13 protein-coding genes and 1 pseudogene are annotated in these 13,558 nt (G+C 26.8%); 12 read left to right on the top strand and 2 right to left on the bottom strand.

Features of this window, described 5'->3' with window-relative positions; translation table 11 throughout:
- The first annotated feature begins 450 nt into the window (after window positions 1–450).
- The 8 genes from ACQPUY_RS00465 to scpB all read left to right on the top strand — a co-directional run bounded on the left by ACQPUY_RS00465 (window position 451) and on the right by scpB (window position 8,009).
- Window positions 451–969, top strand: coding sequence for an NUDIX hydrolase (locus tag ACQPUY_RS00465; RefSeq protein ID WP_430838899.1), 519 nt, complete (start codon window positions 451–453; stop codon window positions 967–969).
- Window positions 970–1,107: 138 nt separating this feature from the next.
- Window positions 1,108–1,743 (top strand): stage II sporulation protein M, encoded by a 636-nt coding sequence (spoIIM, locus tag ACQPUY_RS00460; RefSeq protein WP_430838898.1) that lies wholly within the window; start codon window positions 1,108–1,110, stop codon window positions 1,741–1,743.
- 69 nt (window positions 1,744–1,812) lie between these two features.
- Window positions 1,813–2,691, top strand: coding sequence for a tyrosine-type recombinase/integrase (locus tag ACQPUY_RS00455; protein ID WP_430838897.1), 879 nt, complete (start codon window positions 1,813–1,815; stop codon window positions 2,689–2,691).
- A 54-nt stretch (window positions 2,692–2,745) separates the two neighbouring features.
- Window positions 2,746–3,918, top strand: coding sequence for a phosphopentomutase (locus ACQPUY_RS00450; RefSeq protein WP_430838896.1), 1,173 nt, complete (start codon window positions 2,746–2,748; stop codon window positions 3,916–3,918).
- A 14-nt stretch (window positions 3,919–3,932) separates the two neighbouring features.
- Window positions 3,933–5,237 carry a pyrimidine-nucleoside phosphorylase gene (locus ACQPUY_RS00445; protein WP_430838895.1) on the top strand — a complete coding sequence of 435 codons (1,305 nt, stop codon included), beginning with the start codon at window positions 3,933–3,935 and terminating at the stop codon, window positions 5,235–5,237.
- Window positions 5,238–5,325: 88 nt separating this feature from the next.
- Complete coding sequence (locus ACQPUY_RS00440; RefSeq protein ID WP_430838894.1) at window positions 5,326–6,546, top strand: D-alanyl-D-alanine carboxypeptidase family protein; 1,221 nt, start codon at window positions 5,326–5,328, stop codon at window positions 6,544–6,546.
- A gap of 115 nt (window positions 6,547–6,661) precedes the next feature.
- Window positions 6,662–7,408, top strand: coding sequence for a segregation/condensation protein A (locus ACQPUY_RS00435; protein ID WP_430838893.1), 747 nt, complete (start codon window positions 6,662–6,664; stop codon window positions 7,406–7,408).
- On the top strand, window positions 7,401–8,009 hold the full coding sequence (scpB, locus tag ACQPUY_RS00430; RefSeq protein ID WP_430838892.1) for an SMC-Scp complex subunit ScpB: 609 nt from the start codon (window positions 7,401–7,403) through the stop codon (window positions 8,007–8,009). Before ACQPUY_RS00435 ends, scpB begins: the two co-directional genes overlap by 8 nt.
- Window positions 8,010–8,059: 50 nt before the next feature.
- On the opposite strand, the gene ytfJ is transcribed toward scpB, so the two are convergent.
- A complete protein-coding gene (ytfJ, locus tag ACQPUY_RS00425) occupies window positions 8,060–8,527 on the bottom strand; it encodes a GerW family sporulation protein (RefSeq protein WP_430838891.1) in 468 nt (155 codons plus the stop codon).
- Complete coding sequence (locus tag ACQPUY_RS00420) at window positions 8,524–9,108, bottom strand: DUF2953 domain-containing protein (protein ID WP_430838890.1); 585 nt, start codon at window positions 9,106–9,108, stop codon at window positions 8,524–8,526. The genes ytfJ and ACQPUY_RS00420 overlap by 4 nt, the downstream gene beginning before the upstream one ends.
- A 120-nt stretch (window positions 9,109–9,228) precedes the next feature.
- Between ACQPUY_RS00420 and ACQPUY_RS00415 the strand changes: the two are divergent.
- From ACQPUY_RS00415 to ACQPUY_RS00400, 4 genes and pseudogenes are all read left to right on the top strand, one after another.
- A pseudogene (locus tag ACQPUY_RS00415) lies at window positions 9,229–10,158 on the top strand (D-alanyl-D-alanine carboxypeptidase family protein); the annotation flags it as partial.
- Between the two features lie 384 nt (window positions 10,159–10,542).
- A complete protein-coding gene (locus tag ACQPUY_RS00410) occupies window positions 10,543–11,535 on the top strand; it encodes a sulfide/dihydroorotate dehydrogenase-like FAD/NAD-binding protein (RefSeq protein WP_430838889.1) in 993 nt (330 codons plus the stop codon).
- Entirely contained in the window at window positions 11,535–12,812 is a 1,278-nt protein-coding gene (locus ACQPUY_RS00405; protein ID WP_430839511.1) for an FAD-dependent oxidoreductase, read from the top strand. The genes ACQPUY_RS00410 and ACQPUY_RS00405 overlap by 1 nt, the downstream gene beginning before the upstream one ends.
- Window positions 12,813–12,980: 168 nt before the next feature.
- Entirely contained in the window at window positions 12,981–13,550 is a 570-nt protein-coding gene (locus ACQPUY_RS00400) for a hypothetical protein (RefSeq protein WP_430838888.1), read from the top strand.
- The last annotated feature ends 8 nt before the right edge of the window (window positions 13,551–13,558 follow it).

Here is a 13,558-nt window from a genome sequence, read left to right as displayed (position 1 = left end):
GAATCTCTTATTTATTGATTAAGAATTAATAAATAAGAGATTCTTATAAAATGATTTTAGTTAAATAACGGTATATTGTTTTCTAATTTTTATTATTACCTATATAATATGTTCATTTATAGAAAATAAAATTTAATATATAAAATCATGAAAGAATTTATGCTTATTATAAATTGATGTTTATATAAGATTATTTTTATTATTCAAATTATAATGAATTAATATGATATAGAAGTTACAACATAAAAAGATATATTTAAGTAAAAAATGTATTTACGATGAAATTGATATTGAAATAATTTGAAAATTATAGTAATATTTAAGTAGTTAATCTACTAAAGAAATAATCTATAAATAACTCATATAACAAAATAATTCCTAAAAAACACTTTTAATTAGAGATCACTTCTTTAGTTAAAAGTGTTTTTTGTAAATATAAAGGAGAAAAAAATGAATTTGGATGAAAAAATATTAAAAGAAAAGTTAATTTATAAAGGAAGTTTTTTGAATATCGTGAATGTAGATATAGAACTTCCAAATGGAAAAAATTACTCTAGGGACGTAGTTAAACATCCGGGAGCTACAGCTATTATTGCATTTTTAGATGATGAAAATATTATTTTAGTAGAACAGTTTAGATTAGCTTTAAATAAGAGAATATTAGAAATACCTGCTGGAAAGATTAATAAAAATGAAGACATAAAAGAGTGTGCAAGAAGAGAACTTCAAGAAGAAACCGGATATATAGCTGAAAATTTAGAATATTTAGGATGTATTGCAACAGCACCAGGATTTTGTGATGAAATAATATATTTATATAAAGCAACTGCCTTAACTTTAGGAAATAAGCATGAAGATGAAGATGAGTTCACAAATGTTAAGATTATGAATATTAATAATGTTAAAGAAATGATAAAAAAAGGTGAAATTATTGATGGAAAGACAATAAGCGTTTTTTCTTATTTATAGAAATTATTTAAAGGCTATGGAAAAGTTAATTATTAAATTGACTTTTCCATAGTTTTTTCATTTACATATATTCAATTATGAATAATACAAAGATTGGTATCATATTATGTTTTATAGCAACTTTCTAGGGGGAATATTATGAATTTAATGGAAAAGATGAACTCTAATTTTAAAGAAAATAAAATGTTCTATTTATTGGTACTAACATTCTTTTTTGTTGGTATATTACTGGGTGCATATACCATAAAATATATGGATGGAATAGATGCTAAGGATTTATCAGACTATTTTACAGCATTTATAAAAAGTATTAATAATCAAGAAATAAAAACAAATGAATTGCTCTTTAGCATAATTAAAAATAATTTTTTAACTATTTTACTTATAATAGCACTAGGATTTACTGTTTTTGGAGCACCGATAATTTTAATCGTTGATTTAATAAAAGGGTTTACTTTAGGATATACCTTTAGTTTTTTATTAACTACTTTTGAAGGAAAAGGAATTTGGATTGCTCTAACTTCTACAGTACCACAAAATTTACTTTATGTACCTTTTTTCGTTGGAATTAGTATAATTTCATTAGAATTATCATCTATGAAAATAAAAGAAAAGTTTTTTGGTGTAACTAGATTTAACAAAGTAATGTCTAATGGATTGATTATAAAGTTATCTTTCTTCTTTATTCTATTTATAATAGGAGTTTTTATAGAGTGCTATTTAAGTCCAGGATTAATAAGGTTAGTGTTAACTAAAGTTTATAAAATAACCTAATCCAATGAAAACAAAGAAGGAATTATAAATTTTTTGTCGAATATTAATAAAATAGGATAGGGGAGTATTATGAAAGAAATTGTTAATAATTATAAGGAGTCTTTATTGAAAAGCCATAAAAGTGAAAATACTGTTTATGCATATGTAACTGATGTAAACTTATATGTTAAGTATTTAAAAAGTAAGGATATAAGTATTGATAAAACTGATAATGTGTCAGTTTTAGGTTATATACAACATTTATTAAGTCAAGGTAAATCTGAAAGATCAATAAATAGGATAGTAATAAGTTTAAGAAGTTTCTATAATTACTTGAAAGATCAAGAAGTTGTTAGAGAAATTCCTAAGATTTATTATAAGAATACTACCACTACAAGAAAACTACCTGAAATATTGACTATTGAAGAAGTAGACAGAATAATTAAAATTGTAGATAAAGATTCTAATAAGGGAATTAGAGATAATGCTTTATTAGAGCTTATGTATGCAACAGGTATGAAAGTTTCAGAAATAATTAACATAAAGGTTTATGATATTAATTTGGAGTTGAATTTTGTAAAATGTTTAGATAATAAAAATTTTGAAAGATTAATACCAATAGGAAGAAGTGCAGTTGAAGCATTAAAAGAATACTTTAAGATTAGAGATAGAGTTGCATCAGCTGGAGTTGATAATTTATTTGTTAATTTAAATGGAAATCAATTAACAAGACAAGGTGTATGGAGAATAGTAAAAGAATATTCTCATAGGGCAGGAATAAAAAAAGAAGTCAATTTAAATACCTTTAGACATTCCTTTGCAGTGCACTTATTACAAAATGGAGCTAATGTTAGAGCAGTACAAAAACTTTTAGGAAATCAAGTGCTGACTTATATGGACACATATTATGAGATAATAAATAATGATAAAATAAATATAGTATATAAAAATTCCCATCCTAGAGCATAATAAAACTACAGAATAGATAATTCTAGGCTTTATAGTTTGAAAGGAGAAGATAAAATGAAAAGAGTAATTTTAATAGTTATGGACAGCTTAGGAGTAGGTGAATTACCAGATGCAAACCTTTATGGAGATGTTGGTAGTCATACCTTAGACAATACTTATAAAGCCTGTGGGGGATTAAAGATTGATAATCTTGAGAAATTAGGATTTGGTAATATAGAAGGGGTTAAATATTTAAATAAAGTTAATGATAGTATTGGGGCTTATGGAAAGCTTGCAGAAAGATCAAAGGGAAAGGATACAGTAACAGGACACTGGGAAATTGGAGGAGTTATACTTAATACTCCTTTAAATACTTATCCTAATGGTTTTTCAGAAGAAATCATTGAAGAATTTATAAAAAGAGTAAATAAAAAAGGAGTTTTAGGTAATTGTGTTGCATCTGGGACTGAAATCATAGAAAGACTTGGTGATGAACACGTAAAAACAGGTTATCCAATAATATATACTTCAGCAGATAGTGTTTTTCAAATAGCTGCACATGAAGATGTAATACCTTTAGAAGAACTATATGAAATGTGTAGAATAGCAAGAGAGATGCTTGTTGGAGAAAACGTAGTTGGAAGAGTAATTGCGAGACCATTTATAGGCGAAAATGGCAACTATAAAAGAACCCCTAATAGAAGAGACTATGCCTTAGATCCATTCTCAAAAACAATGCTTGAGTATTTAAAGGAAAATGGAAAAGAAGTAGCAGCAGTAGGTAAGATAGAAGATATATATAATAAAAAAGGTGTTACAAGAGCAGTTCATACTAAAGATAATATGGATGGTGTAGATGCTACTTTAAGTTATATGGATGAGGTAAAAGAAGGTCTTATATTTACTAATTTAGTAGATTTCGATATGTTATATGGACATAGAAATGACCCTAAAGGATATGGTAAAGCAATTGAAGATCTAGATAATAGATTAAAAGAAATATATGATAAGATGACAGAAGATGATATATTAATGCTTACTGCAGATCACGGTTGTGATCCGACTACAGAAAGTACTGATCATTCAAGAGAATATATACCTCTATTAGTATATGGAAATAAGATTAATCCTGTTAATATAGGAACAAGAGAAAGCTTTACTGATATAAGCAAGACTATTTTAGACTATTTTAACATTGAAAATAGTATTGATGGAAAAAGCTTTTTAAGCAATATACTTAACAAATAGGAGGTCATTTTCTAATGAGAATATATGACATAATAGTGAAAAAAAGAAAAGGTCTAGAATTATCTAAAGAAGAAATTGATTTTTTTGTGCAAGGTTTTACAAGGGGAGAGATACCAGATTATCAGGTATCAGCCTTGCTTATGGCTATATTTTTTAATAAAATGAATAAAAGAGAAACTACAGATTTAACTATGTCTATGGTAAACTCAGGTGATGTTATAGATTTATCATCAATAAAGGGTGTAAAAGTTGATAAACATTCTACTGGTGGAGTTGGTGACAAGACAAGTATTTGTTTAACTCCTTTAGTTGCTTCATTAGGAGTTCCTGTGTCAAAGATGTCAGGAAGAGGGCTAGGGCATACAGGAGGAACAATTGATAAATTAGAATCTTTTAAAGGATTTTCAGTAGAACTTACTGAAGATGAGTTTATAAATAATTCTAATACTATTGGAATAGCAATTACAGGACAAACAGGAAATATTGCACCTGCAGATAAAAAATTATATGCTTTAAGAGATGTTACTGCTACAGTAGACAATATGTCTTTAATTGCATCAAGTATTATGAGTAAAAAAATTGCTTCTGGTGCTGATGCTATAGTGTTAGACGTAAAAGTTGGAGATGGGGCATTTATGAAAACTCCTGAAGATGCAAAAGCTTTAGCAAGAGAAATGGTTGATATAGGAACATCCGTTGGAAGAAAAACTATTGGTGTAATTTCAGATATGGATCAACCTTTAGGATATGCAATTGGAAATGCATTGGAGGTTAAAGAAGCAATAGAGCTTTTAAAAGGAAATGGACCAGAAGATTTATTAGAATTAACATTAACATTAGGAAGTTATATGCTTATTTGTAGTAATAAAGTAAAAACTTTTGAAGAAGGAAAAACTTTATTGTTAGAAAATATTAGGAATGGTAAGGGAATTGAAAAACTTAAAGAGTTTGTTAAGGCACAAGGTGGTGATGAATCACTTGTCGATAATACTGATAATCTTCCTAAAGCAAAATATATAGAAGAAGTTAGAGCTACTAAAAGTGGTGTAGTTACTAAAATTAATGCAGAAGCCTTTGGACTTATAGCTATGGAGCTAGGAGCTGGAAGGGAAACAAAAGAAAGTGATATAGACTTGGCTGTAGGAATAGTATTAAATAAGAAAAGAGAAGATAAAGTAAATGAGGGGGATATACTAGCATATATCCATAGTAATGATAAAAGCAATATAGAAAAAGCAAAAAATAGTATTATTGATAATATAATAATATCAAAAGAGTTAAATGAAAAGCTTCCATTGATATATGATGTAGTTCAATAAATATAGAAAATATGATAAGAAGAATTTATTTCTTTTTATCATATTTTTATTTTTATTGGTAATAATAAGCTTGAAAGGAGGAGACATAATGAATAAAAAAATAATTAATAAAGTTATAGCACTTACTTTAAGCTTATTATATCTAAATATTGTACCAGTAAAAGCTGATGTTGAGACATATAATGAGGAAGTTGAAACATACGAAGAATGGAACATACAGACATTCAATGAGGAGGGAATTGCTGTAGAGGCAAGATCTGCATTATTAATTGAGCCAACTTCAGGAAAAATTCTATTTGAAAAAAATGCGGATGAAAAATTTGCTCCTGCATCAGTTACTAAAATTATGACTATGCTACTTACAATGGAAGCTGTAGATAGTGGTAAGATATCATTGAGCGACAAAGTAACATGTAGTGAAAATGCAAAAAAAATGGGCGGAAGCACGATGCTTCTAGATACAGGAGAAGTTAGAACTGTTGAAGAATTATTAAAGGGAGTTGCAATTGCATCAGGAAATGATGCAGCAGTTGCATTAGCTGAATACTTAGGAGGAACAGAAGAGGCTTTTGTAGAAATGATGAATAAAAGAGCTCAAGAACTAGGAATGGCTAATACAACATTTAAAAATTGTAATGGACTACCAAAAGAAGGACATTTATCTACAGCAAGGGATATTTCAATTATGTCACTTGAACTATTAAAGCATCCAACTATATTAAAGTATACAGGTACTTATATGGAAACTATATCTGAAGGAAGATTGTCACCTATTGAATTAGTAAATCATAATAAACTTGTTAGATTCTTTGAAGGTTGTGATGGATTAAAAACTGGATATACAGAAGAAGCAAAATATTGTATTTCAGCTACTGCAACAAGAAATGGAGTTAGAATGCTTTCAGTAATTATGGGAGCTCCTACATATAAAATTAGAAATAGAGATGCTGGAATGTTAATGAATTTTGGTTTCTCAAAATATGAAGGTAAAAAGATATTAGTTAAAGATGAAGAGGTAGAAAGTATTTATTTAAGTAAAAATACTGATAAGTTCTTTATAGCAAAGGCTAAAGATGATTTAATAGCAATTATTCCAAAAGGAGACAATAGGGAAGTTGAAAAGAAGATAGTAATTGAAGAACTTAAAAAGGAATATAAGGTAGGAGATATAGTAGGTAAATGCGAAGTTTATCTTGGAGAAGATAAAATAGGTGAAGTGGAATTATATTCAGATAGAGATATAAAACTAGGTGGAATATTTGAAAACTTTAAGTTTAATATGAAAAATATGTTCAGAAAAGGTGTTTAAAAAAGGGATTCTATATGGATCCCTTTTTCTTATATCAAAAAAGGTTGTCCTTTACAAGTAAAATTGATATTATTATATTCTAAGGAAAATGTATAATTAAAGGCGGATGATATATATGGAAATGCCCAAGGTTAAAGTAGCAAATTTTGAAGGCCCCTTTGATCTATTGTTACACTTAATTAAGAAAAATGAAATGGATATATATAACGTTGAAATATATAAAATTACAAATCAATATTTAAAATACTTAGATGATATGAAAATTATGGATTTAGAAATTACTTCTGAGTTTATTGTAGTTGCAGCAACATTAATTGAAATAAAATCAAAAAAGCTTTTACCAGTAGTAAGAAATGATGAGGAAAATGAAGAAGATATAGAGAAAAATTTAATGGAAAAGCTTATTGAATATAAAAAAATAAAAGGTGCAGCTTTATTTTTAAGAGATAGATATATTAATTCAGGAGATATTTATGTTAAAAAACCTGAAATTATTGAAGAAGTTAATGTAGGGAAAAAGGAAGAAGATATTTTCAAAAATATAACACTATTAGATTTGTATAATATCTACAATAATTTGATTGATAATTATATTAATAAGCAAAATAAAGAGAATGTAATTCAAAGAAAAATATTTGTTGATAAATATAAAATTGAAGATAAAATGAATGATTTATTATTAGATATAGATAATAAGAAAATAATTAGGTTTAAAGATATTATAAGAGAAAGTGAATGTAAATTAGAAGCTATAGTATCATTTTTAGCGTTATTAGAACTTATTAAACTTAGAATTATTAAGGTTTACCAGGATGATAACTTTAATGATATCCTAATGGAAAGGAGAATCAATAATGAATAAATTAGAAGTAGCGCAATATGAATTTGAACAAATATCATCAAAGCCTAAAATAAAGTCTGCTATTGAGTCCTTACTATTTGTTAGTGGGGATCCATTAACAATAAAGGATATTAGTAATGCTTTAGAAATTTCAACTAATACAATAAAAGGTATATTAGATGAAATGATAAAAGAATATGAAGAAGAAAAAAGGGGTATAAAGTTAATATCTATTAATGGTGAGTTTCAATTAGTTACAAAAGCAGAAAATAGCAATTATATTCAGAAATTATTAAAGAAAAATAAAAGACAATCATTGTCACAAGCCTCTTTGGAGAGTTTAGCTATTATAGCATATAAGCAGCCTATAACAAGGGTTGATATAGATGAAATAAGAGGTGTAAAATCAGAAAGTGCAATGCAAAGATTATTAGAGAAAGATTTAATAAAAGAAGTTGGTAGACTAGAAGTACCTGGTAGACCTATTTTATATGGGACTACGGAGGAGTTTTTAAGACAGTTTGGCTTAAAAGAATTAAATGAATTACCTTCTTTAGATCTTTATAAAGATGAAGAAGATAAATTAATAGAAAATATGAGTGAAATGATAAAAGAAATATAAGATATATTTTAGATATTCTAAAATATATCTTATATAAATTATAATATAAATTAATATAAATTATTTGAAGAAGAATCGCTGTTGTCGCAACTATCAGAAGTTGATCCTTCTTCAAATTTATTTTTTTTATCTTTTTCTTCGTTAAAAAACCCCTTAACTATATCTATGATTTGTGGAACAGAATCTACTATTCTATCATAAGTATTGTTTTGTTCAACTGGTAAAAGTCTTACGACATCTTTTCTTAATACTAAAAAAGCCACTGGCTTAACAGTTATTCCAGCACCTGAACCACCTCCAAAAGGATGATTAGCTACTAATTCAGTAGGAACAGTGCATGGATTTCCAAATTCACTTCCACCGGATACAAATCCAAAAGTTACTTTAGAAATTGGAATAATATAGCTACCGTCTTTAGTTTCTAATGCATCACCTATTATAGTATTAACATCAATCATGTCTTTTAAGTTTTCCATAGTACTTTTCATTAAATTTTCTACAGGATGTTGATTTGTCATATATTTCTCCCGTGGTTGGGAGCCACCTCCTTATTTTCCATAGATTTAAATATTAAATAGAATATATATATAATATTGGCAATATTAAAATAAAATATACTAGTTATTCCAAATGATAAAGTTACAGTATTAAATTTTGGATTAATATCAAATATTAATCCCTTAACTTTAAAAATTTTATCTAATGAAAAGTAAACTATATTTGGCAAATTGCATAGTAATCCATATAATAATGCGCAATAAGCTGCATCATCAAGTCCATAAGTTAAAAAGCCTTTTACTTTAATTAAGGGTTTAAATTTATTAGAATTTATATTGTAATATAATTTTTTAAAAGAAATTCTTTTCTTATTTCTATTATTTTTATGGCTTTTACTTTCTTTATTTTTCTTTATTTTAGTTGGCAGTTTATTTAAAAAGCTTTTTAAATATTTATTTTTTATGCCATTTTTTGAAGAAAAGATTATAAATCTAAATAATTTGAGAGTAAAATCCTCATTAGAATATTCAATTTTAATTTTAAGAGGAATAGGGAAAATTATAATTAATAAAATTATTAATAATATAAGTAGTAATGCCATTTTTAAAATCCTTTCTTCTAATAAAAACTAGTAGATAATTAAAAATTATGTAGAAATAATGTTTAAAATTTATCTTTTAGAACAAACTACACTTAGATGGTTAGTATAGAGGGTGATAATATGAATATTATAAAAAAAGTTATAGCAACTAGTTTATTAACATTATTGACATTTACATGGAATATTTATTCAGTTAAGGCATATACAGATGAAAATATTGATAATGATTATGAATCTATGGAAATTATTGAAGAGGATTCTATAGATATATCATCTGAAGAAGTTAATATTGATGTACCTTTAAAGGTATCTGCTAGAAATGCTATTGCAATAGATGCAGAAAGTAGGCAAGTGTTATGGAGTCAAAATGGATATGAAATAGTACCTATGGCTAGTACTACAAAAATTTTAACATCTCTAATAGCAATAAATTATGGAAATTTAGAAAGAAAAGTAACCATCAGTAAAAATGCTTCATCTATTAGGGGTTCAACAGTAGGATATGCTGCAGGTGAAGAAATATCTATGAGGGAATTATTATTTGGACTTATGTTTAGATCTGGTAATGATGCTGCAATAGCTATTGCAGAGGATATAGGTGGATCCATAGAAGGATTTGCAAATATAATGAATGATTATGCTAAGAGTCTTGGAATAATAAATTCGCATTTTGAATCTCCGCATGGGTTGGATAGCCCAAGGCATTATTCTTCGGCCTATGATTTAGCTATATTAACAGCTAAGGGAATGGAATATGAAGAATTTAGAGAATTTGTTGGAGAAAAAGTTATTTATAAAGATAAGTATAATTTCACAAGAGATTATCAAAATATTAATAAGATATTATATAAGATTCCTGGAGCAAATGGAGTTAAAACAGGGTATACTGGTGGGGCAGGTAAATGTTTAGTTTCTTCTATAAATCATAATGGTAGAAATATAATAATAGTTGTTTTAAATTGTGTTGATAGGTGGAATGTAACAGAAAAAATATATAATTATGTAATTAAATCTAATGATTTTATTAATAAAAGTAATAAGGATATATTAAAGGAAGAAAAGTTAGCTGGATTAGGTGATATAATAGATGAAGAAGATATTACATACGGTTATAAAGAAAGTGATGTAGTAGAGGTGGAGGTATTTAATCCAAGTCTAGATATAGAAGCAGGAGATATACTTGGAAAAATATCAATTAAGAATAAGATTTATGAAAAAGGTAAATTTCCTTTAATAAGTAATATAAGTTTAAGTAAAGAAGAATTAGAAAAAATAATTTTAGGAGAAAAGTAGAGGTAATATAATCTGAACTCAAGATGTTAAGAATTTGAGTTCAGATTATATACTCTATTTTTTATTTTAAAAATATTGTAACAAAATAAAAGATAAAAAATAATCTGATATTGTATAATGAATATCTGGGGGACATGAAAAATGAGGGAAATTGTTGAATGTATTGATTCAGGAACAGAGTATTGCCCATGTAAGTTAGCAGAAGCTGGTGAATGTATAATTTGCTCACAATTACAAGGAGGATGCTTTTGTGATTGTTTAAATTGGAAAGGAGTCTGTATATATCATGAGTTTATTAATAATGGCTCGAAAGCAAAGGAAGGAAGAAAAACATATAATTGTTTAGTAAAAGAAACTAAGTTGTATGAAAAAGATATTCTACTAATAAAATTTGAGGTTCCTCATAAATTGGCAATAGATCTAGTAAAGCCAGGTAGTTTTATTTTTATTAGACCAGATGAAGATAATATATATTTTGATGTGCCCATCTCTATTCTAGAATCTAATATAGAAACTAATATAGTTTCTATAATGATTGAAATAAGAGGAATAAAAACTAAAAATTTATTAGAAATTAAAGATGGAGAAAGTATAACTATAAGAGGTCCTTATTGGAATGGTGTATTTGGTCTTAATAATTTAAATAGTCAGATAAATAATAATGTGCTAGTTTTAGCAAGAGGTATTGGAATGGCGCCTATGATACCTGTTATTAGAAAATTATCAATAAATAAAAATAATATAAATTTAATTTTAGATAATACCCCATATAAAGATAATTATGTTAAAGAGTATCTAGATGAATATGCTGTAAAAATAACTAATGAGATATTAATAGATAAAGGTGAGTTAAGTGATGAGTCAAAGGTAATTATAAAAAATTTAATAAATGAAAAAGATATAAAGTATATACACATTGCTGGTGCAGATATACTAACTGTAAAATTAATTGATTATTTAAATAGTTTAGATAGAAAAGATATAAAGCTTTCATGCTGTAATAATATAAAAATGTGCTGTGGGGAAGGCATATGTGGTAGTTGTACTGTAAGGTTTTCTGGACATAGGGTAAAAAGATTTTGTAAAGTACAAACAGATCCAAGAAATGTATTTGAAGGGAGAAGGTTTATATGATAAAGGTTATTATAGTTGGTGGTGGATGGTCAGGGGTTGCTTCTGCGATTACGGCAAAAAAAGCTGGTGCAGAAGTGCATATTTATGAAAAAACTGATTTGTTATTAGGTCTTGGTAATGTCGGAGGGATTATGAGAAATAACGGAAGATGGACAGCCTCCGAAGAATTAATAGAGCTTGGTGCTGGTGATTTAATAAATATAGTTGATGATACCGCTAGGCATAAAGATATAGAATTCCCAGGTCATAAACATGCAACTCTTTATGATGTTAATTTAATTGAAGGTAAGGTAAGTAAGTATTTAGAAGACATGGGTATTAACATTCATATAGAAAGTAGAGTAACAGATGTTAAGTTAGAAGAAAAACGAGTTAAGGGAATTTTCTTAAGTGATGGTAGTTATGAAGAGGCAGATGTATTTATTGAGACAACAGGAACTACAGGACCAATGGGAAATTGTTTAAGATATGGTAATGGTTGTTCTATGTGTATATTAAGGTGTCCAGCTTTTGGACCAAGATTAAGTATAAGCGAAAGATGTGGAGTCTCAGATATTCAGGGAGAAAGGGATGAAGATAATTTAGGAGCATTTTCAGGTTCATGTAAATTAGCTAAGGAAAGTTTATCTAAAGAAATAGTAAAAGAACTAGATGAAAAAGGATGTGTAGTTTTAGAAGTTCCAAAAGAAGATATAAATTATGATAAATTAAGTTCAAAAGTATGTCAGCAGTATGCATTAAAGGAATTTGCTGAAAATATAATCCTCTTAGATACTGGACATGCTAAGCTAATGACAACTTATTATCCTTTAAAAAAATTAAGGAAAATAAAAGGCCTTGAATATGCAAAATATGTTGATCCTTATGCAGGTAGTAAAGGGAACTCAATTAGATACCTATCTGTAGCCCCAAGGACTAATGATTTAAAAGTTCAAGGGGTTGATAATTTATTTTGTGCTGGAGAAAAATCAGGCTTGTTTGTTGGACATACAGAAGCTATTGCCACTGGAAGTTTAGCTGGTCATAATGCAGTAAGATTAGCAATGGGAATACCATTGCTAATACTACCTTCATCTATTGCTATAGGTGATATAATATCTTATGCTAATGAAAAAGCAGCAAAAAGAGAAGGAAGAAAAAATAGATATACTTTTGCTGGATCAGAATATTTTAATAGAATGAAAGAATTGGGATTATATACTATTGATAAAAATCAAATAAAGGAAAGAGTTAAAAAAGTTAATTTAGACAATGTATTTGATCAAAAATTAATTTAAAAATAAAGGGTGATATTTATCGCCCTTTATTTTTAAATAATATATCTTAAACAATATACTCGTAAATGATGAAATAAACAAAATAAAAAAAGAAAGACAAAACAATATTAGTGAAAGCAAAACAATATTATGGTAAAATACATATAAATAATTCATAGAGGAGCTTTTATGTTAGATTTAGATTTAATGATAATATTTAATGGTTTTATAAGAAATTATGTGAATTTTGGATTAAATAAGTATAGCAATAGTATGGATATTATGAAAAAAGAGAATAGATATTTTCTTACCTTAGGAAGACTTTTAGGCTTTTCAGTTATTAATAAAAAAAATAATGATATAAGAAATACAGAAATTTCTTGGTATGAATATGAATTTGAGAATATTAGTAATTCACAAGAGAAAATGAAAATATTAAGAGAGTTTGATTTAGAAAAAGATTTATCAGCAATATATAATTTAATTAATTTAGTTAAAGAAAAATCTAGTAATGGTTATATACAAATTTTAGAAACTTCATCAAGGAATAGAATTGATTTTTTCAATAAGATAATATTAAATTCTTTAGTAAAAGAAAAAAATGAATTTCTAGTTATTTATATTACAAGAGATGTTATAAAAGATTTTACTTTTTATAATGCATATTTATTTGAAAATAGTCAAATTACTAAAAATAAAATTGGAGTTTCTTCATACGATAAAGAGGGAACTTTAAAAGCAAATTTTTATATAAAATAATATGTAGG

Origin of the sequence: Clostridium nigeriense (genome assembly GCF_050585245.1) — a bacterium.
Lineage (GTDB): Bacteria > Bacillota > Clostridia > Clostridiales > Clostridiaceae > Clostridium > Clostridium nigeriense_A.
This window is presented reverse-complemented; position numbering and strand designations above follow the sequence as displayed.

What these genes read in the sequence shown, in the direction of transcription:
- ACQPUY_RS00465 (WP_430838899.1), top strand. Translation starts at nt 451, where the DNA reads ATGAATTTGGATGAAAAAATATTAAAAGAAAAGTTAATTTATAAAGGA.
- spoIIM (WP_430838898.1), top strand. Translation starts at nt 1,108, where the DNA reads ATGAATTTAATGGAAAAGATGAACTCTAATTTTAAAGAAAATAAAATG.
- ACQPUY_RS00455 (WP_430838897.1), top strand. Translation starts at nt 1,813, where the DNA reads ATGAAAGAAATTGTTAATAATTATAAGGAGTCTTTATTGAAAAGCCAT.
- ACQPUY_RS00450 (WP_430838896.1), top strand. Translation starts at nt 2,746, where the DNA reads ATGAAAAGAGTAATTTTAATAGTTATGGACAGCTTAGGAGTAGGTGAA.
- ACQPUY_RS00445 (WP_430838895.1), top strand. Translation starts at nt 3,933, where the DNA reads ATGAGAATATATGACATAATAGTGAAAAAAAGAAAAGGTCTAGAATTA.
- ACQPUY_RS00440 (WP_430838894.1), top strand. Translation starts at nt 5,326, where the DNA reads ATGAATAAAAAAATAATTAATAAAGTTATAGCACTTACTTTAAGCTTA.
- ACQPUY_RS00435 (WP_430838893.1), top strand. Translation starts at nt 6,662, where the DNA reads ATGGAAATGCCCAAGGTTAAAGTAGCAAATTTTGAAGGCCCCTTTGAT.
- scpB (WP_430838892.1), top strand. Translation starts at nt 7,401, where the DNA reads ATGAATAAATTAGAAGTAGCGCAATATGAATTTGAACAAATATCATCA.
- ytfJ (WP_430838891.1), bottom strand. Translation starts at nt 8,527, where the DNA reads ATGACAAATCAACATCCTGTAGAAAATTTAATGAAAAGTACTATGGAA.
- ACQPUY_RS00420 (WP_430838890.1), bottom strand. Translation starts at nt 9,108, where the DNA reads ATGGCATTACTACTTATATTATTAATAATTTTATTAATTATAATTTTC.
- ACQPUY_RS00410 (WP_430838889.1), top strand. Translation starts at nt 10,543, where the DNA reads ATGAGGGAAATTGTTGAATGTATTGATTCAGGAACAGAGTATTGCCCA.
- ACQPUY_RS00400 (WP_430838888.1), top strand. Translation starts at nt 12,981, where the DNA reads ATGTTAGATTTAGATTTAATGATAATATTTAATGGTTTTATAAGAAAT.